Source organism: Streptomyces sp. NPDC041191, from assembly GCF_055591945.1.
Genome location: NZ_JBVIZC010000014.1, coordinates 127,434 through 146,345 on the forward strand (window position 1 = coordinate 127,434; position 18,912 = coordinate 146,345).

The 18,912-nt window shown below is 74.6% G+C and carries 23 protein-coding genes; 11 read left to right on the forward strand and 12 right to left on the reverse strand.

The genetic code is table 11. The features are described from left to right. The first annotated feature begins 108 nt into the window (after window positions 1-108). The 4 genes from ACZ6AQ_RS26095 to ACZ6AQ_RS26110 all read left to right on the forward strand — a co-directional run bounded on the left by ACZ6AQ_RS26095 (window position 109) and on the right by ACZ6AQ_RS26110 (window position 3,654). The gene (locus ACZ6AQ_RS26095; protein ID WP_388695423.1) at window positions 109-522 is read left to right on the forward strand and encodes a roadblock/LC7 domain-containing protein; all 414 of its coding nucleotides are present in this window, start codon (window positions 109-111) and stop codon (window positions 520-522) included. Between the two features lie 142 nt (window positions 523-664). After that, window positions 665-1,948: a DUF6397 family protein gene (locus ACZ6AQ_RS26100; RefSeq protein ID WP_468762856.1), complete on the forward strand. Its 1,284-nt coding sequence runs from the start codon at window positions 665-667 to the stop codon at window positions 1,946-1,948. Between the two features lie 210 nt (window positions 1,949-2,158). Continuing rightward, window positions 2,159-2,536 (forward strand): hypothetical protein, encoded by a 378-nt coding sequence (locus ACZ6AQ_RS26105; protein WP_388695429.1) that lies wholly within the window; start codon window positions 2,159-2,161, stop codon window positions 2,534-2,536. Between the two features lie 332 nt (window positions 2,537-2,868). After that, entirely contained in the window at window positions 2,869-3,654 is a 786-nt protein-coding gene (locus ACZ6AQ_RS26110) for a polysaccharide deacetylase family protein (protein ID WP_468762858.1), read from the forward strand. 242 nt (window positions 3,655-3,896) lie between these two features. On the opposite strand, the gene ACZ6AQ_RS26115 is transcribed toward ACZ6AQ_RS26110, so the two are convergent. The 5 genes from ACZ6AQ_RS26115 to ACZ6AQ_RS26135 all read right to left on the reverse strand — a co-directional run bounded on the left by ACZ6AQ_RS26115 (window position 3,897) and on the right by ACZ6AQ_RS26135 (window position 7,697). Beyond that, entirely contained in the window at window positions 3,897-4,661 is a 765-nt protein-coding gene (locus ACZ6AQ_RS26115; RefSeq protein ID WP_468762859.1) for a rod shape-determining protein, read from the reverse strand. A 128-nt stretch (window positions 4,662-4,789) separates the two neighbouring features. After that, window positions 4,790-5,977 carry a globin domain-containing protein gene (locus ACZ6AQ_RS26120; protein ID WP_468762861.1) on the reverse strand — a complete coding sequence of 396 codons (1,188 nt, stop codon included), beginning with the start codon at window positions 5,975-5,977 and terminating at the stop codon, window positions 4,790-4,792. Window positions 5,978-6,048: 71 nt separating this feature from the next. Continuing rightward, on the reverse strand, window positions 6,049-6,492 hold the full coding sequence (locus ACZ6AQ_RS26125; protein ID WP_468762863.1) for an RrF2 family transcriptional regulator: 444 nt from the start codon (window positions 6,490-6,492) through the stop codon (window positions 6,049-6,051). A gap of 54 nt (window positions 6,493-6,546) precedes the next feature. After that, complete coding sequence (locus tag ACZ6AQ_RS26130; RefSeq protein ID WP_468762865.1) at window positions 6,547-6,996, reverse strand: peroxiredoxin; 450 nt, start codon at window positions 6,994-6,996, stop codon at window positions 6,547-6,549. Window positions 6,997-7,058: 62 nt separating this feature from the next. Next, a complete protein-coding gene (locus ACZ6AQ_RS26135) occupies window positions 7,059-7,697 on the reverse strand; it encodes a PadR family transcriptional regulator (RefSeq protein WP_468762867.1) in 639 nt (212 codons plus the stop codon). 172 nt (window positions 7,698-7,869) lie between these two features. Here ACZ6AQ_RS26135 and ACZ6AQ_RS26140 point away from each other — a divergent pair, with 172 nt between their 5' ends. Beyond that, window positions 7,870-8,355, forward strand: a complete 486-nt coding sequence (locus tag ACZ6AQ_RS26140) for an SRPBCC family protein (RefSeq protein ID WP_468762869.1) — start codon at window positions 7,870-7,872, stop codon at window positions 8,353-8,355. A 145-nt stretch (window positions 8,356-8,500) separates the two neighbouring features. On the opposite strand, the gene ACZ6AQ_RS26145 is transcribed toward ACZ6AQ_RS26140, so the two are convergent. The 5 genes from ACZ6AQ_RS26145 to ACZ6AQ_RS26165 all read right to left on the reverse strand — a co-directional run bounded on the left by ACZ6AQ_RS26145 (window position 8,501) and on the right by ACZ6AQ_RS26165 (window position 13,337). After that, window positions 8,501-8,818 carry a cupin domain-containing protein gene (locus tag ACZ6AQ_RS26145; RefSeq protein ID WP_468762871.1) on the reverse strand — a complete coding sequence of 106 codons (318 nt, stop codon included), beginning with the start codon at window positions 8,816-8,818 and terminating at the stop codon, window positions 8,501-8,503. A 279-nt stretch (window positions 8,819-9,097) separates the two neighbouring features. Beyond that, a complete protein-coding gene (locus ACZ6AQ_RS26150) occupies window positions 9,098-10,747 on the reverse strand; it encodes an acyl-CoA dehydrogenase family protein (protein ID WP_468762873.1) in 1,650 nt (549 codons plus the stop codon). Beyond that, window positions 10,731-11,348 (reverse strand): TetR family transcriptional regulator, encoded by a 618-nt coding sequence (locus ACZ6AQ_RS26155; RefSeq protein ID WP_468762875.1) that lies wholly within the window; start codon window positions 11,346-11,348, stop codon window positions 10,731-10,733. Before ACZ6AQ_RS26155 ends, ACZ6AQ_RS26150 begins: the two co-directional genes overlap by 17 nt. A gap of 235 nt (window positions 11,349-11,583) precedes the next feature. Continuing rightward, complete coding sequence (locus ACZ6AQ_RS26160; RefSeq protein WP_467390967.1) at window positions 11,584-12,168, reverse strand: TMEM165/GDT1 family protein; 585 nt, start codon at window positions 12,166-12,168, stop codon at window positions 11,584-11,586. 233 nt (window positions 12,169-12,401) lie between these two features. Further along, complete coding sequence (locus ACZ6AQ_RS26165; protein ID WP_468762878.1) at window positions 12,402-13,337, reverse strand: TetR/AcrR family transcriptional regulator; 936 nt, start codon at window positions 13,335-13,337, stop codon at window positions 12,402-12,404. 177 nt (window positions 13,338-13,514) lie between these two features. On the opposite strand from ACZ6AQ_RS26165, the gene ACZ6AQ_RS26170 reads away from it, so the two are divergent. Then, window positions 13,515-14,447: a carbon-nitrogen hydrolase family protein gene (locus ACZ6AQ_RS26170; RefSeq protein ID WP_468762880.1), complete on the forward strand. Its 933-nt coding sequence runs from the start codon at window positions 13,515-13,517 to the stop codon at window positions 14,445-14,447. 137 nt (window positions 14,448-14,584) lie between these two features. Here ACZ6AQ_RS26170 and ACZ6AQ_RS26175 read toward each other — a convergent pair whose 3' ends face one another. Next, entirely contained in the window at window positions 14,585-15,169 is a 585-nt protein-coding gene (locus tag ACZ6AQ_RS26175) for a nucleosidase (protein ID WP_468762882.1), read from the reverse strand. A gap of 164 nt (window positions 15,170-15,333) precedes the next feature. On the opposite strand from ACZ6AQ_RS26175, the gene ACZ6AQ_RS26180 reads away from it, so the two are divergent. The 5 genes from ACZ6AQ_RS26180 to ACZ6AQ_RS26200 all read left to right on the forward strand — a co-directional run bounded on the left by ACZ6AQ_RS26180 (window position 15,334) and on the right by ACZ6AQ_RS26200 (window position 18,482). Beyond that, window positions 15,334-16,203, forward strand: coding sequence for a YhjD/YihY/BrkB family envelope integrity protein (locus ACZ6AQ_RS26180; protein ID WP_388695463.1), 870 nt, complete (start codon window positions 15,334-15,336; stop codon window positions 16,201-16,203). Between the two features lie 133 nt (window positions 16,204-16,336). Continuing rightward, on the forward strand, window positions 16,337-16,840 hold the full coding sequence (locus ACZ6AQ_RS26185) for an NUDIX domain-containing protein (protein WP_468762884.1): 504 nt from the start codon (window positions 16,337-16,339) through the stop codon (window positions 16,838-16,840). Window positions 16,841-16,956: 116 nt separating this feature from the next. Further along, window positions 16,957-17,598 carry a DUF6629 family protein gene (locus ACZ6AQ_RS26190; protein WP_468762886.1) on the forward strand — a complete coding sequence of 214 codons (642 nt, stop codon included), beginning with the start codon at window positions 16,957-16,959 and terminating at the stop codon, window positions 17,596-17,598. Window positions 17,599-17,629: 31 nt separating this feature from the next. After that, window positions 17,630-17,848: a hypothetical protein gene (locus tag ACZ6AQ_RS26195; protein WP_388695470.1), complete on the forward strand. Its 219-nt coding sequence runs from the start codon at window positions 17,630-17,632 to the stop codon at window positions 17,846-17,848. A 136-nt stretch (window positions 17,849-17,984) separates the two neighbouring features. Further along, window positions 17,985-18,482 (forward strand): peptidylprolyl isomerase, encoded by a 498-nt coding sequence (locus ACZ6AQ_RS26200; protein WP_468762888.1) that lies wholly within the window; start codon window positions 17,985-17,987, stop codon window positions 18,480-18,482. Between the two features lie 117 nt (window positions 18,483-18,599). Here the strand turns inward: ACZ6AQ_RS26200 and ACZ6AQ_RS26205 are convergent, their stop codons facing one another. After that, window positions 18,600-18,860, reverse strand: coding sequence for a type B 50S ribosomal protein L31 (locus ACZ6AQ_RS26205; protein ID WP_468762890.1), 261 nt, complete (start codon window positions 18,858-18,860; stop codon window positions 18,600-18,602). Window positions 18,861-18,912: the final 52 nt, after the last annotated feature.

Consider the following 18,912-nt stretch of genomic DNA (forward strand, 5'->3'; position numbering starts at 1 on the left):
CCTGTCCACGACAGTGCGTAAGGCTTGCGGCGACACGCGGGCCTCGGTGACACGGGGAGCACGGGAACCCGGTCGGCGGGGGCGCACCACCTAGGGGGAGGACCACCGATGGCGTTGGACAAGGGACTGGACTGGCTCCTGGACGACCTGACCCGGCGGGTCGGGCACATACGGCACGCGCTGGTGCTCTCGAACGACGGTCTGGTGACGGGCGCGAGCAGCGGGCTGGCGCGCGAGGACGCCGAGCACCTGGCCGCCGTCTCCTCGGGCCTGCACAGTCTCGCCCGGGGCTCGGGCCGGCACTTCGGCGCGGGCCGGGCGCGGCAGACGATGGTGGAGTTCGACGAGGCCCTGCTCTTCGTGACGGCGGCGGGCGAGGGCAGCTGCCTGTGCGTCCTGAGCGCGGCGGAGGCCGACGTCGGTCAGGTGGCGTACGAGATGACGCTCCTGGTCAACCGTGTCGGCGAACACCTTGCCGTGGCGGCGCGTCAGTCCGGGTACCCGGGCGACGGCCTGTTCTGACCTCCGCCCCGGTTGTCCACAGGCGGTTGTCCACAGGGCACCCACGATTCGTCACTCTGCGTTACTTTCTGTTCGGCGGGCCACGCGGGACGTGCGGGTTCGCGACACGGAGAGAGTACGGACGTACGGGGAGGGCCGCGGGATGACGGCGGACGGTCACGGCGGGGCGACGGGCGACGGGACGGTGGACGACGGGGCGGTGGACGAGCGGGCGCACACGGTGACGCCGGCGCGGGCCGCGCGGGAGCTGGAGCTGGGGCGCGACGAACTCGGGCTCGGCGTCCAGCTCGGACTGGTGAGGACGGTGCCGGCCGGCGGGAGCGGCCGGTGGCGTGTCGAGCGGCGCGAACTCGACCGTCTCAGGGCCGCGCCGGACTTCCCCGCGGGGCTGCGCGACCGGGTGCGCACGGTCGGTACGGGAGAGGCCGCGGCGCTGCTCGGGATCGCCCCGGGCCGGTTCACCGGACTGGCCCGGACGGGGCACCTCAGCCCGGTGCGGTTCTCGCTGAACCGCTGTCGGGCGGTGGTGTGGACGTATCCGGCGGAAGAAGTGGCCGAGTTCGGCCGGAGGTGTCCGGCGCTCCTCGCGGGACGGCTGCCGCCGGACCTGGAGGAGCGCCTGGCCGCGCACGAGGACCTGCGGCCGAGAAACTGGCGTGCGCGACGGCTCGCCCTGCTGCTGCGCGCCACCGGCGAGCCGTGGACGCGGGCCTCCGCCGTCGCCTCCCTGCTCGACCCGGTCCAGGTGGCCGAGATCGTGGACGATCCGTACGAGCGCGCCCACCTCGACCGGCTGCGCCCGCCCCCGCCGGCCGGGCTGCCGGTGTCCGCGGCGGCGCGCGAGATCGCCGAGCGGCTGATGCGGGCGGACGATCCGGACGAGATCCTCTGGCACCGGTTGAACCTGGCGCTCGCCCTCGACGAGGCGCGGGCCGCGTGTCCGGCCCCGTATCCGGGGGAGGACGTGGCCGCGCCGCCGTTCCCGGCCGGAGGGGGGACCGGCCCGGTAGCCTCCGTCTGGACCGGCGCCCCGCCCGCCGTCCCGCCGGGGGCGGGGCCTGCCGCGCGGCCCGGGGCGGCGGACCCGTGGGCCCTGCCGGTGGCGGTGCGGGGCGGGCCGCGAGCGCTGTCGGCGCCGCCCGTGGGTCCGGTACCGCAGCGGCCCCCGGGTCCGTTGCCGGAATTCCCGACGGCTGTCGCCCCGGCGGCCCCGGTGTTCCCGTTCCCGGACGCCTCCGTCCGGACGGCCCCGGAAGCCCCGGGCCCGGAAGCCTCGGTTCCGGAGCCGTCCGGGCGGCCGAGGGCGATGCCCGGCCGTCCGCCCTCCCGTCCGGTCCGCACCCGACTCCTCGACCGGTTCCGGCGGGGGAGGCCGGGGCGCGCGGCACGCACCCGGCGGCGGAGGCGTCCGGCGGAGTGGCCCTGAGGGCGGTCCCGCTCCCGTGCGGGACGGGGCGCTGGGCCACCGGCGTGCGAGGACGGCGGGGCCGGAGAGGAGGGGCGACCGGCCGCCGCCGAGGACGTGGCGGCGGCCCTCGCGGTGCGGCGTCCCGGGAGGGATGCTGGAGGAGTGGCATCACGGGTGCCCGGCGCGAGGAGCGGGCGGCGCCACGCGCGACCGGCGGACCACGAGGAGATGAGCGACGTGTACGACCTGCACATCGACACCGACGTCACCGTCCAGCTGAGCGACTGCGACCGGGAGGACGCCCGGGCCGTCTTCGGGGTCCTCGACGGGGTCTACCGGCTGGAGGACATGGCGGCACCGGACTCGTCGGCGGAGACGGCCCCGGCCCCCACGGTCTGGACGGCCACCTTCGACACGGCCGGAGGGCCGCACCGGGACGTGCGCCCCGCCCGTCTGTCCGCCCCGGTCGGCGTCACGCTCACCGGCGGCTACCGCGCCGTCGGCGAGGTGGAGAAGACGCTGGCCACAGGTTTCGAAGTCCGGTCCCTGCGCGCCGTCTCCGGCGACCAGGAGACCGAGGCGCGCCTGCTGCTCGCCTCCCGCTGAGGCCGGCGGGCGGGCGCCGGGGGCCGCCCGGGGGCGCGGCCGGACGCCCCGGGCCCTCGCGTGCCCGCACCCGGCGAGCGGCCCCCGGCCGGCGGCCCCTCGAACCCCGCAGTCCTTCGAACCGCTCCCGCAGCCCCTCGAAGTACTCCCGCAGCCCTTCGAACCGCTCTCACAACCGCTCGGAGTGCGCCCGTGCGCCCGCGCGCGGCCGGTGACCCCGCGCCCCGTCCCGCTATACACCCTGTGTAGAGTGCGTGTTCGGCCGCGCGTCCCGCCCTGACCAGGCGATGGCGGCCCTGTCGAAGACGTCACCGGGGAAAGCGGGTTCCAGCATGTTCCGATCCAGGCCGCGCCGACGTGGGGGAGCGGTCGTCGCCCTGCTCGCCGTCGCGTCACTGATGGTGACGCTGAGCGGCTGCGGAGTCGATCCCCTCACCCCGCAGGAGGCGCGGGAGGAGGCCGGAACGGACGGCAAGGCGGGCGGCCCGGCCCGCCGCACCGACTGCGCCAGGGCCAAGTGCATCGCGCTGACCTTCGACGCGGGGCCGGGCAAGGACACCCCCAGGCTCCTCGACGTCCTCAAGGAGAAGGGGGTTCCCGCCACCTTCTTCCTGCTCGGCAGCAAGCACGTCGACCGCTACCCCCAGGTGGTCAAGCGCATCGCCGACGAGGGCCACGAGGTGGCCAACCACACCTGGACGCACCGGATCCTGACGGATCTCGACGCCGCCGAGGTCCGCGAGGAGTTGTCGCGCACCCAGGACGCCGTCGAGAAGATCACCGGCCGGAAGCCCACCCTGATGCGCCCGCCCCAGGGCCGCACCGACGACACGGTGTCCGACGTCAGCCGGGAACTCGGCCTCGCCCAGATCCTGTGGAGCATCACGGCCAAGGACTACTCCACCACCGACTCGGCCCTCATAGAGAAGCGCGTGCTCGAACAGGCGCACGGCGACGGGATCATCCTGCTCCACGACATCTACGACGGCACGGTCCCGGCGGTCCCCCCGATCGTCGACGAGCTCAAGCGGCGGGGCTTCACCTTCGTGACGGTGCCGGAACTCCTCGCTCCGGGGAAGGCCGAGCCGGGCACCGTCTACCGTCCCGAGAAGGACTGACAGGGTCCGCCGAAAACGGGTGAGGTGCCTCACATGCCCCATGGGGGAACTCTCGGAACATTCGGGAGGGACCCGTCGTTCTCCTCTGTGTGACGGCGAAGGGGCCCGGTCCCCCAGGTCCCCCCGCCGGAGGCGACCGCCCTTCGTCCGTCACGGCGAACGGCCCCGGTTGGAACCCCCCGTCCAACCGGGGCTCTGTCGTTCCCGGCCCGTTTTCCACCCGGCGTCGGACCCGCCCGGCGTCAGACCCGGGCGGGGGCGGCGGTCGGGTGGCGGAGGGCGGAGGCGAGCATCAGCCCCGCCCCCCGGACGACGCTGGTCGACGGATCGTTCGCCAGACGGAGGCGGGCCCGCAGGAGGTGGGCCAGCCGGGCGGTCACGTCGAGGCGGAAGGCTCCGCCGCCGGTCACCAGGACCCCCCGGCGCAACGCCCCGCGGACGGCACCGGTGCGGTCGTGCCGCCACAGGTCGCTCACCATGTCGGTGGCCGTTCCGGCGACCGCGTCCGGGGCGCTTCCCGTCTCCGGGAGGTCGTCGACGCCTATCTCGGCGAGCCGCGCGTCCTGGACGAGGCCGTCCACCACGAGCGTGACCTCGGTCAGCTGCGCGCCGAGATCGACCACCAGCAGCGGTCCCTCGCCGGCCGGGGCCGCGTAGGCCGCCGCGGCGCGGGCGCTGTCCACGGCGAAGCCCCGGACCGCGCCGAGACCGTCCACCACCCGCTTCACGGCCTCCCGCTCCTCCCGGCCGACGAGCACCGGGTGGGTCAGCATCACCACGGTGTCGTGCCCGTGGCCCGGGGCCGCGGCCGTCAGGCGCCGCAGCAGGCGGAGCTGCGCGTCCGTGTCGGTCACGCGACCGCGCCGCACCGGTCCGCTCGGCACGTCCGCGTAGACCCCGGCTCCGGGCGTCCAGGCGCGGGTCCGGGAGCTGCCGATGTCGAGCGCGATCCTGCGCACCGGCTGCCCGGCACTCCGGACGCCCCCTGCTGACCCGAACGCACCCATCGTCTCCGTCGCTTCCGTCTGCTCGTCGCGGACCCGCTGAATGCGAGGCCGACATGGCACATCACTATGCAGTATTCGCAACAACAGCGCCATGCTGCTTTGGATCGAAGGGAAGCCGTCGGTGCGGGTCAGCCCTCGGCGCCCAGCCACAGGTCGGGCCCGAACACCTCGTAGTGGATGCCGGCGGCGGGGACGCCCAGGCCGAGGAGATCGCCGCGCACCGCGCGGAGGAAGGGCAGCGGCCCGCAGAGGTAGGCGGTCACGCCCTCCGGCAGGTCGAGCGTCGTGACGTCCGCGCGCCCCGGCCGGGCCCCGGAGTCGCCCGGCTCCTCGTACCAGAGGTGCAGCGTCCCCTGCGGCAGGGTGTCCACGAGGCGTCGCAGTTCGGCGGCGTGCGCGTGGTGCCCGGGGGCGCGGTCGGCGTGCACGACCGTGACGGGGCGGGTCGACCCGGTGCTCACGAGGTGGTCGAGCATCGCCAGCATCGGGGTGCTGCCGATTCCGGCGGAGGCGAGCAGCAGCGGGCCGTCGCCCCCGGGCAGGACCAGGTCGCCGAACGGTGCCGAGACCTCCACGGCGTCCCCCGCGCGCGCGTGGGCGTGCAGCCAGGACGAGACCTCGCCCGCCGGGTCGCCGTCGGCCCGCTTCACGGTGATCCGCCACTGCGGACGCCCGGGGGCGGAGGAGAGGCTGTACTGGCGGATCTGCCGGGCGCCGTCGGGCAGGGCGACCCGGACGCTCACGTACTGGCCCGGCCGGAACGCGGTCGCGGGGCTTCCGTCGGCGTGGCGCAGCGTGAACGAGACGGTGTCGGCCGTCTCCTCCCGCCGTTCGGCGATCTCCATCGTCCGCCAGACCCGGCCCTCGGCGACACCGGACTCCTGGTACAGCCGGGCCTCCACGGCGACGAGCGCGTTGGCCATCAGCCAGTACACCTCGTCCCAGGCGCGGGCGACGTCGGGCGTCACCGCGGCGCCGAGGACCTCCACGATCGCGGCGAAGAGGTGCTCGTGCACGATCTTGTACTGCCCGGAGGTGACCCCGAGCGAGGCGTGCTTGTGGGCGATCCGGGACAGCATCGCGTCGGGCCGCCGGTCCGGGTGTTCGAGCAGGGCGACGGCGAAGGCGGCTATGGAGCCGGCGAGCGCCTTGCGCTGCTCGCCGTTCGCCTGGTTGCCCCGGTTGAACAGGTCGCGCAGGAGCTCGGGGTGGGCGGCGAAGAGGCGTCCGTAGAAACGCTCGGTGATCTCGTCCAGGGCGCCGCCGACGGCGGGAAGGGTGGCGCGGACGACCGGCACGGCCTGCTCGGACAGCATGAGAACTCGCAATCTGGTAGATCATCTACCTGTTCAAGGGGGGAGGAGAGGGCGTCCCCCGAGGGGCGCGGTCAGGACGGAGGGCGTGGAGTGAGGGAGAGGAGCAGTGGGCCGGTCGGCGAGGACACGAGTTCCGCCACGGTCAGCGGGTCGAGCACGCGGTAGAACGCCTCCTGGGCCTCGCGGAGCTTCCCCCGCAGCCGGCACGCGGTCCGGAGCGGGCACGGCGGATCGCCCTCGCAGGCGACGACCTCCTCCTCGCCCTCCAGGGTCCGGGCCAGCCACCCGACCGACGAGCGCCGGCCCAGCTCCGTCAGGACGAGCCCGCCCCCGCGCCCGCGACGCGCCTCGATCACGCCGAGGTGCTGGAGCCGGGTGACCACCTTGGCCATGTGGGCGTGCGGCACGTCCATCGACTCCGCCACCTCGCGGGTGGTGACGGACTCCTCCCGGGGGGTGACCGCCAGGCGCATCACGGCACGGAGCGCCAGGTCGGTGAACTTCGTCAGCCTCACGGCCCGACCGTATCAAAGTGGTATTTCATGTACGTATTAGGGGGGCGGCGCGGTTCAGCCGCGACGCAGGGCGGCCAGGGCGCGGTCCGCGTGCGCGCTCATCCGCAGCTCGCTGCGTACGACCTCCCGCACCCGCCGGTCCTGCCCGATCACGAACGTGACCCGCTTGGTCGGCGCGAGCGAGAACCCGCGCCGGACGCCGAACCGTTCCCGTACGGCGCCGTCCGGATCGGACAGCAGGGGGTAGCCGAGGGAGTGGCGCCCGGCGAACTCCCGCTGCCGCTCCACCCCGTCGGAGCTGATACCGACGGGCAGCGCGCCGGCGGCCCGGAACTCGGCCGCCAGGTCGCGGAAGTGACATGCCTCGGCGGTGCAGCCGGGGGTGAGCGCCGCCGGGTAGAAGAAGAGGACGACGGGGCCCTCGGCCAGCAGTCCCCTCAGGGAGCGCGGAGTGCCCGTCTCGTCCGGAAGGCTGAAGTCCTCGACGAGGTCACCGACGTTCATGGAGGTCCGTCCCCGATCCGTCCCGATGCGTCACCGGTGCCTCCGGTGGCCGGTCGGTGACGTTACCGCAGGGTAAGGGCGTCGGTCACCCTTTCGGGGGACCGGCGCGCGTCCCCGGTCGCCGTCTTGCCCGCCGTTCCGGTTCCCGCGGCGGCGCGCCGGTCCAGCACGGCGAGGACGCGGGCGCACCAGCGCAGGTTCTCCTCCTCGAAGGCCCGTCCGCGCATCAGCGTGAGGTACGGCCCGATCCGCTCCGCCCCGCCCAGGTACGCCTCCTCGTCCCGGCCGTCGAGCATCCGCTCCCGCAGCCGGTCGTAGCGGCCCAGCTTCTCCCGGGCCACCTCCATCCGCCGGGCCACGGACTCGCGGACGGCCCCGGTGTCTCCCCCGTCGCACGCCTGGACCTGGACCATCAGCTCGTCGCGGACGGCGCTCAGGCGCGGGGGCGCCGACGTGTAGAGGGCCAGGTCCCGCCTGCCGGACTCCGTCAGGCTGAACATCCTCTTGTTGGGGCGCCGTTCCTGCTCCACCACCCGGGCCGTGATCAGACCGGCCCCGGCGAGCCGTTCGAGCTCGCGGTAGAGCTGCTGCGGGGTGGCGGCCCAGAAGTTGGCGACGGACACGTCGAAGATCTTGGCCAGGTCGTATCCGGATGCCTCGCCCTCCAGGAGGGCGGCGAGGACGGCGTGCTTGAGGGACATCCGGACACGCTAGCAGTCCGTTGAATAGTTTCCTCCGCACCTATTCAACGGAAGAAGGATCATCGGACCGGCGGAGGTCCCGCGGGCCGGACGGGCCCTTCACTGGCACGTCCGTCCGGCCCCTGCCTAGGCTGGAGGGGGCAGCCGTGGGGGCAGATCCGAGGGCAGCGCGATGGACAACGACACGTTCGTCTACACCACCTACATCCGGACCACTCCCGACGAGCTCTGGAAGGCGCTCACCGAACCGGATCTGACCCGCCGCTACTGGGGCGTGGCCTTCGAGACGGAGTGGACCCCCGGGGCGCCCATGGTCTGGGACGAGGGCGGCCGCAGGACCGCCGACCCCGGCCAGGTGGTCCTGGAGGCCGAGCCCGGCCGCCGCCTCTCGTACACCTGGCACGCCTTCACCCCGGCCTGGGCGGAGGCCGTCGGCCTCGGGCCCGACGCGTACGAACGCCTCGCCCGGGAGCGCCGGTCCCGGGTGGCCTTCGCGATCGAACCGTCCGGCGACACGGTCCGGCTGACGGTCACCCACGGCGACCTGGAACCCGGCGGGACCGTCGGACGCCTGGTCGCCGAGGGATGGCCCGCGCTGGTCTCCAGCCTCAAGTCGCTCCTGGAGACCGGCGAGGAGCTTCCGGAACCGCCCCGCTGACCCCCGCCGCCCCCGGGGCCGCTGGTCCGTCCGGGTGACCCGGGGCGGTGGGTACCCGCGGGCCGCTCCCCGTCCCGCGACGCGCGGGGCGGGGAGGGCGTCCGGTCCTCCGGGCGGCGGGGAGGGCCGGTACGGGAGGCGCGCGTCAGTCGTTGACGGCGGTCAGGAGGACCACCGCGTCCTCCAGGGCGGTCAGCCCGTGCCGTTCCTTGGGGATCATGCGGAGCGTGCCCGTCCTCAGCTCCTCCGCCCGGCCGGCCGCCGTGAGGTCCACCCGTCCCCGCAGCACCTGGAGGCTCGCTGCGGGGGGCGCGTTGTGCTCGTCCAGGGACGTGCCCGCCGTCAGGGCGATGACGGTCTGGCGGAGCACCCCGTCGTGCACCACCAGACGGGCGCTCCGCCCGTGCGGGGCGGCGTGGGCCGCGGTCAGGTGTTCGTCGGCGAGGGCGGCGAGGTCCGGCATCGTGTCTCTCCCTGCGGGGCGCGGGCGGGTGTTCCCAGCCTCCCGCGCGACGACGGGGACGCAAGTCGGGACCCCCGGCCGGCCCCGGGCCGGGGCCGGCCGACCCGGGAAGCGCCCTCGGCGCGACTCCCCACCCGGCGGATGCTCCCGAAGGGCTACCCGACGCGTCCGCCGCGCGGTCCGAAGGCGCTGCCGGCCACCGGCGCGACGGTGCGCCCGCCCGCCGCGACGACGGCAGGAGTGACGCACGTCGGGCGCCGTCCCCCACGGGGCGGTCCCTCAGGCGTCCGCCCCCGGGCCGCTCCGCGCGATGATCGCCGCCGTGTCCGGGCCCGCCGGAAGCGTGCCGAAGGCCAGGCCCCGGTCGCCGTCGAGCCGCGAGGCGCAGAACGCGTCCGCCACCGCCGGGTTCCCGTGCCGCACGAGCAGCGAACCCTGGAACACGAGGGCGAGACGCTCCACGAGCCGTCGCGCGCCGTACGCCGCCGCGTCGGGGTCGCCGAGCGCCGCGAGGTCCTTGCGGAGCCCGGCGACCGCCGCGTCCAGGCGCCGGTCGGCGCCCGCGCCCCGGTCGACCTCCGCGAAGAACGCCTCCACCGCCTGCGGCTGACGGGTCATCGCCCTCAGCACGTCGAGCGCGGCCACGTTCCCCGACCCCTCCCAGACGGAGGGCAGCGGCGACTCCCGGTAGAGCCTCGGCAGCCCGGAGTCCTCGACGTAGCCGTTGCCGCCCAGGCACTCCAGGGCCTCGGCCGCGTGCGCGGGCGCCCGCTTGCACACCCAGTACTTGGTGACCGCGAGGCCGAGCCGCCGCAGCTGCTCCTCCTCCGCGTCGCCGCGCGCCGCCCGGTCCACCGCCCCGGCGAGCCGCAGCGCCGCGAGCGTGGCCGCCTCCGCCTCCACGGCCAGGTCGGCCAGGACGTTCCGCATCAGCGGCTGGTCGACGAGCCGGGCCCCGAACGCCCGGCGGTGCGTGGCGTGGTGGACCGCGTGCACGAGCCCGAGGCGCATCCCGGAGGCCGAGCTGATCGCGCAGTCGAGCCGCGTCATGTTGACCATCCGGATGATGGTGGCCACACCGCGCCCCTCCTCACCGACCAGTCGGCCGAGGGCGCCCTCGTACTCGATCTCGGACGAGGCGTTCGACCGGTTCCCCAGCTTGTCCTTGAGGCGCTGGAGGCGGATCGCGTTGCGGGTGCCGTCCGGCAGGACGCGCGGCACCAGGAAGCAGGAGAGACCGCCGGGCGCCTGTGCGAGGGTGAGGAAGACGTCGGACATGGGGGCCGAGGTGAACCACTTGTGGCCGGTCAGCGCGTACAGACCGGGCTCGCCCGCCGGAACGGCTCGGGTCGTGTTCGCCCGGACGTCCGAGCCGCCCTGCTTCTCGGTCATCGACATCCCGGCGACGATCCCGCGCTTCTCCGTCGGCACCCGCAGCCCGAAGTCGTACGACGGGGAGGTGAGCAGCGGCTCGTACACCTCGGCGAGGTCCGGCTGGACGCGCAGCGCGGGCACGGCGGCGTACGTCATCGAGACCGGGCACAGGTGACCGGCGTCGGCCTGCCCCCACACGAACACCTTGGCCGCGCGCGCCACGTGGGCGCCGGGCCGCTCGTTGCGCCAGGGCGCGGCGCCCAGGCCGTGCCGTACGGCCACGTCCATCAGGGAGTGCCAGTACGGGTGGAACTCGACCTCGTCGATCCGGTGGCCGTACCGGTCGTGGGTGTGGAGGACGGGGGAGTGGCGCTCGGCGAGCCGCCCCCACTCCTGGGCCTCCGCGCCGCCGGCCCGCGCCCCCAGCGCGCGGACCTCCGCCTCGGCCCAGCCGGCGCCCTCCCGGCGCAGCGACTCCAGGAGCGCGGGGTCGGCGGAGACGTCGTGGCCGGTCAGCGGGGGGACCTGGTTGGTGACCTCATGCGTGGTCGGCATCGGGGGCTCCCAGTGCTCGCAGGGTGAAGGTGACGAGTGCGGGTACGGTGCCGGGGCCGACGGACCCCTCCGCCAGCGGACCGACGAGCGCCTCGGCGCCCGCTCCGACCAGCGCCGAGGCCGTCAGGACGGGGTCCTGGGGCGGCAGCTCGCCCGCGCGGACGCCCTCCGCGATCCGGGCGGCGAACACGTCCCGGAAGGCGCGCCGGAAGACGAGCCGTTCCGCGTCCACGGCCGGGTCGACGGGCTCGGCGAGCAGCGCGTAGGCGAGGCGCGGCGATTTCAGGGCGCGCCGGGCGAAGGTCTCGACCACGGCGACCACCCGCTCGGCCGCCGTGCGGTGCGCGGGGTGCCCGGCCGCCTCGGAGACGGCCGCGACCTCCCGGCGGACCACGGTCCTGAAGAGTTCGACAGCGAGTTCGGCCTTGCCGTCGAAGTGGCGGTACACGCTGCCGGTGGCGATCCCGGCCCGGGCGGCGACGGCCGCCACGGTGCAGCCCGCGTATCCCCGCTCGGCGAGCAGTCCGAGCGCCGACTCCACGACGGAGGCGCGCTGGGCGTCGAGCCGGGCCTGGACGGCGGGGGTGCGTCGGTAGGGCACGGAAGGAGTGAAGCAGTGATTCAGTTCTTCCTCAAGGGTCCGGACGGCGCCGTTTCCGGAGCGCTCGCCGCCGGGTGCGTCCGCCGGACCCGGCGCGCCCGGCGGGACGCACCCGGCCGGGCGGCAGGCGGATTCCCCGGGGGCCGGGCCCCGCCCCCTCCCGGCCCGGGGACGCCGAACGGGCCCGTACGGACCCCGGCCGGAGTCCGTACGGGCCCGTTCCGGGCGGAAGGCGTCAGCCGGTGAAGACCTCGACCAGGGACCAGATCGCGAGCCCCGCCATGCACACGCCGCCGACGCGCTGGACGGTCTTGAGGGGGACGCGCTTCGCGATGAAGCGCCCCGCGACCAGGGCGAGGGCGGAGACGCTCATCAGGGCGGCGAGCGAACCGATCGCCGTGGACCAGGTGCCGTTGGTGGCGGCCAGGTTGGCGGTGGTGATCTGGGTCAGGTCGCCCCACTCGCTGATGAAGACGGCGGTGAACGCGGTCGAGAAGACGGGCCAGAAGCCGGTGACCGTCCGGCCGCCGGTGTCGTCGTCCTCGTCGTCGTCCCCGCCGCGCAGCAGCATGAAGGCGCCGAAGCCGAACAGCAGCGCCGAGACGAGTTTGACGATCCACCCCGGGAGCAGCCCGAGCAGGCTGCCGGCGCCGACGGCGATGGCGACGTGGGCCAGGAAGGCGGTGGAGGTGCCGATCCACACGTACAGGGGACGCATGCGCGTTCCCATGGCGAGGGACGCGAACATCGTCTTGTCGGGAAGTTCGGCGAGGAAGATCAGCCCGAAGGCGGTGAGGATCGCCAAGGGGTCGAGGTGCATACCGGGGCTCTCTGCTCGGTCCGGGCCCCGGGCCCGTACGACGCCTCGGCGGGCGACGGGAGGACCACTCGGCCCGGCATGACGGACCACGCCCACGGAAGCGCGGGCGTGGTTGATGCCTGGCCGAAGGTCTCGCCCGTCCACGTCGTCCGTGGACCCGGCCACCGGGAACCCGGGGGTTCCAGTGTGTCGACGACCGGTTCGCGGGGCTACTCCCCTTCGCTGCCGCCAGTCTAACGGACCGCGGCACGGCAGGGAGCGGGCACCGTCTGCCCGGTCCCGGTGGACGGGGCCCGTGGACGAGGACGGCGAGGGGCGCGAGGGTCACGACGGCGGCGAGGGCCCCGCCCGGCGGTCCGGCGTACGGCCGCGAGGAGACCGGGGCCCGCCGGCCCTACGCCTCCGGGACCCCGGCGCTCCCCGGGTGCCCGCCGGGTCCCGCCCGGTGGCGGGCCGCCTGTTCGGCGGCGGTCAGAACGGCTTCGACGGCCGTGTCGTAGACCGCCTTCTCGTCGACCAGGGCCAGCGCTTCGGCGTGTGCCCGGGTCGCCGGACAGTCCGCGGCCGGCAGCCGGGTGTAGAACCGGGTCCAGGTGGCGGCGTCCTTGGCGCGGTCCTCGGGGGGGGAGCGAGAGGAGCGCGGCGGAGCCGGCGCAGAGCCCGAGGACCGTCTCGACGAAGGTCCGGTAGAACAGCGCCACCCGGTCGGGAGCGAGTCCCGAGCGGGCGAAGCCGGAGAGGAGCAGCTCCACCATCCGGTGTTCGGCGGGCCCTCCGGTGGTACGGGCGAAGGTCAGGGTGGTGATCGCCGGGTAGCGGGTCTGGACCCGCCACGTGACCTCGGCGACGCGGCGCAGCGCATCCTGCCAGGACTCCGTCCCGGGCGTCTCGCCGATCTCGTCGAGCGCCAGCTCGATGGTGCGCTCGCACAGGGCGATCAGGAGTTCGTCCTTGTCGCGGAACAGCCGGTAGAGCGCGGTCACGTCGACGTCGAGTTCCTGTGCGAGCCGACGCATGGTGAGGCCGGTGGGGCCGTCCCGCTCGGCGACCCGGAACGCGGCCTCCACGGCCTCCTCCGGACGCAGACTCCTGCGCGCCCGCCGCCGGCGCGGCCCGCCGGTCTCCTCCCCGGCGCTCCGGGAGTCCCCGGTCGCGGTCCTCTTCGCCATCGCTCTCCTCGGTCGGGGCCGCTCCGGGCTGCCGGTCCACGACCCTACAACGGATGACCACCAGAAGTTGGCAACAGTATTGACAACACTGTTTCGCATCGGGTTCCGTGGTCCGCGCCCGACCCGGATCCCTCTCTTCCGGTCCGGTTTCCTTCCGCCCGACGAATCAGGAACCCCGTGAGCAGGTACCTCCGTGTCGCCCTCGTCCAGACGTCCGAGGAGAACCTCGACCAGTTCGCCGACGGGCTGCGGGCCCGCATGAAGTCGCCCAACGCGGCGGAGCTGGTCGTCTACCCCGAGCTGCACCTGTGCCCGGCGGGAGCCGCCGCGGACGTCGAGGAGTACTACGCGGCCCACGCCCAGCCCCTCGACGGCCCGCGCGGAAAGGCCCTCTCCGGCCTCGCCCGCGAGCTGGGGATCTGGCTCGTCCCCGGCACCGTCCTGGAACGGGACGAGGACGGGAACGTCTACAACACGGCCGTGGTCTACGACCCGCGGGGCGAACTCGTCGCGACCTACCGGAAGATCTTCACCTGGCGCCCCTACGAGCCGATGTGCGCGGGCCGGGAGTTCGTCGTCTTCGACATGCCCGGCACCGGCAGGATCGGCCTGTCGATCTGTTACGACAGCTGGTACCCGGAGGTCACCCGGCACCTCGCCTGGATGGGCGCCGAACTCGTCCTCAACCTCGTGCAGACCACCACGACCGGCCGCGCGCAGGAGATCCCGGTCAACCTGGCGAACGCCATCGTCAACCAGATCTGGGTGGCCAGCGTGAACGGGGCCGCCCCGACCGCCGAGGGCCGGAGCCTTCTGATCGACCCCGAGGGACACGTCCAGGCCGCCGCCGTCGGCACGGAGGACACCACTCTGCTCGCCGTCGTCGACCTCGACCGCGTCCCCGCCGCGAGGAAGCACGGCACCGGCGGCGACTCCTGGCCCTGGGACCACTTCGCCCCCGGCGACACCCCCCTGGAGCTGCCCCTCTACAACGGCCGCATCGACCCGGCAACCTGGCGGCCCGCGATCTCCCCCGAGACCCCGGCCGGGCTGCGCCCCGCCGGTCCGGCCGTTTTCCGCCGTCCGGCCGTCGAGGGCGAGGAGCCGTGACCGGGACCGGGCCGGGCGCGGGCGGGGACACGGTGCCCACCGGCCGGGGCCTGACGGACGGGCCCCGTGCCGCGCCACCGGGTCCGTACACGAAGCCCCCGGCCGGCGCCCCGGGGCCCCGGGAGCGGAGGAGAACCTCAGGGGCGGTACGGGACGTTCGCCCGTGCCCAGTCGGCCAGCACCCGCGCGCACCCGGCGACCGAATCGCGCCAGGTGCGCGCGGCGCCCTCCCCGGCCTCGTCGCTGACGTGCTTCACCAGGCGCAGCGGCACCCCGGCCGTCGCGGCGACGTGCGCGAGGGCGTACCCCTCCATGTCGACGAGGGCCGCCCGCTCCGCGAGCCGGGCACGGGCGGCCTCGTCCGAGATGAACGTGTCCCCGGTCGCCAGGACCGTGTCGCCGCCGTCCGGCAGCGTCAGCGGCGCCCCGTACGACTCGCCCGTGAGCATCGCGAGCAGCCGGCCGTCGAAGTCGTGCTGCACCACGGTGCCGACGACGTGCGTCCCGGTCAGACCGGGACGCAGGGCCCCGGCCGTCCCCAGGTTGACGATCCCGGACGGCCGGGGCCCCCGGCCGAGCACGGTCGCGAGGGCGGTCGCGGCGTTCACCTTGCCCATGCCGGTGAGCAGGACCGGCAGCTCCGTGTCGAGGAACTGCGCCTCCTCCTTGACGGCGAGGACCAGCAGGGGGCGGTCGGCCGCGATCTCTCCCAAGAGTTCCATGGGTGCCACGCTAGTTCGAAGGACCGCCCGTCGTACAACCGGCCGGGTCGTTCCTCCCGGCGGCCCGGACCGCCCCCGCCCCCCCCCGGCGCCCGTCACCCCCGCCCCACCCGTTCGGCCGCATCCCGCGATGCCGTGCCGCCCGGCCGGGTACCTCACGTGGCATGCCCCCCACACCCGGTCCGCCGCACGACGGTGCCCCCACCGAACACGGCCACTGGTTCCCGCGGCTCCACGCCCGTGTCGCCTCCTCCTCCGCCGCCGTCGCGTGGAACCGGGGCCGCGCCATGGAGCTCATGCACCGCGCCATGGGCTTCGCGGCGCTCAGCCTGCTCACCCTCGTCCCCCTCCTCATCGTCGTCGCGGCGGCCGACCTCGCCAGCGGCCAGGGCTTCGCCCGCTGGCTCATCCAAGGCCTCGGCGTCTCCGAGGTCTCCCAGGAAGAGGTCGAACGGCTCTTCGGGCAGCCGGGACAGGCCCTCCAGCGCACCACCGCCTTCGGCCTCGCCGCCCTCGCCGCCTTCGGCGTCACCTTCGGCTCCGCCGTGCAGACCGGGTACGAACGGGTCTGGGACCTCCCCACCGCCCGCTGGCACACCATGTGGCGGCACGTCGTCTGGCTCGCCGTCCTCGTCGCGGCCCTCCTCCTCTTCGTCGCCTTCCCCGCTCCCGAGAACGCCTCCGCCGCCGTCACCGCCGCCGTCGCCCTCGGGGACCTCGCCGGCACCTTCGTCTTCTTCTGGTGGTCCCAGCGCCTCCTCCTCTGCGGCCGCATCAGCTGGCGCGCGCTCGCCCCCGGGGCCGTCCTCACCGCGCTCGGCCTGCTCGGCCTGCGGCTCTTCTCCCAGATCGTCTTCTCCCCCCTCATCGCCTCGAACACGGTGACGTACGGCGAGTTCGGCACCGTCCTCGTCCTCCAGTCCTGGCTCGTCGGCGTCGGCTTCGTCGTGTACGGGAGCGCCCTCGTCGGCCGTCTCGTCCACGAACACCTCGTCGGGCGCCGCCTGCGCCGCCGCCGGCCGAACGGCGCGTGACCCGGCCCCGGCACCGCCCGGTCGCGCGGGAGCACGCTCACACGATCCGGTGATCCGCCCGCGAGCGGCCGGCCGGACCCTTCCGGGCCGCTTGGATGGGGACGTCCACCGCTCCGCCGAGAGAGAGCCGCCCATGACGCACACCTGGCTGCCGCCCGCCGAGTACGTCGCGACCCTGCCGAGAGCGACGGCGTACGCCTGCCTCTACTTCACCGATACCCGGGGCCGCCCCTTCCAGCTGCGCTCCACCTACGACTCCGGGCTGTGGCAGTGGCCCGGCGGCAACATGGACCCGGGGGAGACCCCCTGGGAGACGGCGGTGCGCGAGTGCCACGAGGAGACCGGGATCACCTTCACCGGAGAACCCCGCCTCCTCGTCACCCACTTCACGACCGACCGGGGCGACGAGTGGCCCGCCAACCACATCGGCTTCGTCTTCGACGGCGGCGGGCTGACGGACGAGCAGATCGCCGCCGTCGTCCTCGACCCGCACGAGCACAGCGAGTACCGCCTGCGCACCCTCGACGAGTGGGAGCGGGAGATGGAGCCGGTCGAATTCACCCGCCTGGCGGCGGTCGACCGCGCCCGCGCGACCGGCACGTCCGTGTACCTGGAGGACGGCCCCGAGCAGGGCTGACCCCCGGTGGTACGGCGGCCCGGCCGCCCGCGCGGCCCGGCCGCGCCCCGCACCGCACGCCGGACGGCACCGGCCGCGGCCGTACGGAGCCGCCCGGCGTGCGGTAGAAGTGCGCCATGTGCTGGAGCGCGACGGCCGACCTCTGGGCGGGCCTCGGGATCGGCGCCGCGGGCGTGGCCTCCCTCGCCTCCGTACGCCGTCCCGGGGACGCGCCGCTCGCCGCCCTGCCCCTGCTCCTCGGCGCCCACCAGCTCCTGGAGGCCGCCGTCTGGCACGGCGGCGGCGGGGCCGGGCCCGCCACCCTCGCCTGGGCCGTCGTCGCCCTGCCCCTGCTGCCCCTCTGGGTGCCGGCCGGCGTCCTGGCCGCGGCCCGCCCCGCCGACCGGCCGCGCCTCCTGGCGCCACTCGTCCTCGGCCTCGCGACCTCGGGGTACCTCGCCCACCGGCTCGCCACCCGCCCCGTCACCGCCGAGATCCGCGGCCACACCCTCGGCTACGCCGTCGACCTGCCGTACGCGCCCCCGGTCCTCGCCGCGTACCTCCTCGCCACCGTCGGCGCCCTGCTCCTCGCCCGCGACCGGCTCCTGCGGCTCCTCGGACTCCTGACCGGGGCCGGGGCGGCCGTCTGCGCCCTCCTCTGGACCACCGAGTTTGTCTCCACCTGGTGCGCCCTCGCCGCGGTGGCCTCCCTGCTGCTGCTCACCTGGACACGGCGCCGGGCCGGCCCCGGCACGCGTCCGATCCGGTCACGCCCGTAACCCTCCCGGCCGCTCCACAGTTGACCAGGCCATGAAGAAGCGCAGCATGCTCGCCATCGCCTCCCTCGCCGCGGGCGTCGTCACCGCCCTCGTCACGCCCCCGCCGCAGGCGAACGCCGCCGTCGAGAGCCCGCTCGGGGGCGCCACCGGCCTCCTCCAGGAGGACCGGGGCGTCGAGAGCGTCCTCCACGACACCGTCCAGGGGGCCGAAGGCACCCTCCCGGCCCCGGAGGCCGGCGGACTGCTCTGACCCCGCCCCGTCCGCCCGGCGTCCGACGACGCGAACGGTGCCCCGCGCCCCACGGGCGGCGGGGCACCGGCGTGCCGTGACACGGGAGGGGCGGCCCGTGCGCGCCCGGCGCGCGAGTAATGACAGGATGGACCCCATGAGCGACAACGTGTACTTCGACATCTCCATCAACGACGAGCCCGCGGGACGCATCGTCTTCAAGCTGTTCGACGACGTCGTCCCGAAGACGGCGCGGAACTTCCGCGAGCTCGCCACCGGTGAGCACGGCTTCGGTTACGCCGGCTCCCCGTTCCACCGCGTCATCCCGCAGTTCATGCTCCAGGGCGGCGACTTCACCCGGGGCAACGGCACCGGCGGCAAGAGCATCTACGGCGAGAAGTTCGCGGACGAGAACTTCCAGCTGAAGCACGACCGCCCGTTCCTGCTCTCGATGGCCAACGCCGGCCCGGACAGCAACGGCTCGCAGTTCTTCATCACCACGATCGTCACCGACTGGCTCGACGGCAAGCACGTCGTCTTCGGCGAGGTCGTCGAGGGCCAGGACCTGGTCAAGAAGATCGAGGGTCTCGGCTCCCGTTCCGGTGCCACCAGCGCCACCATCAAGGTCTCGGAATCCGGCGTCGTGAAGGTCTGATCGCCTTCCGGAGCCGAGCGGAGGGCCCCGTGCCCCCGCTCGCCCATCCGGCCGGGGCGGGAACGCGGACACGCGTCCCCGCCCCGCCGCGCGTGTGGGCGGCAGTGCCCGGAGGGCTCAGTCCCCGGAGGGACCCCGCTCCCCGAAACGCCGCTCGAACCTGGCGATCCTGCCCTCCGTGTCCACCGTCCGGGCCTTGCCCGTGTAGAACGGGTGGCTCTCGGAGGAGATCTCGACGTCGATCACGGGATACGTGTTGCCGTCGTCCCACTCGATGGTCCGGTCGCTGGTCGCGGTGGAACGGGTGAGAAACGCGTACCCGGCCGAGCGGTCGCGGAAGACCACGGGGCCGTACTCGGGCTGCTTGTCCTGCTGCACGTGTCCTCCTCGGGCTGCCGCCCTGACTGGTCCGGCCTGATCGGCACGGCAG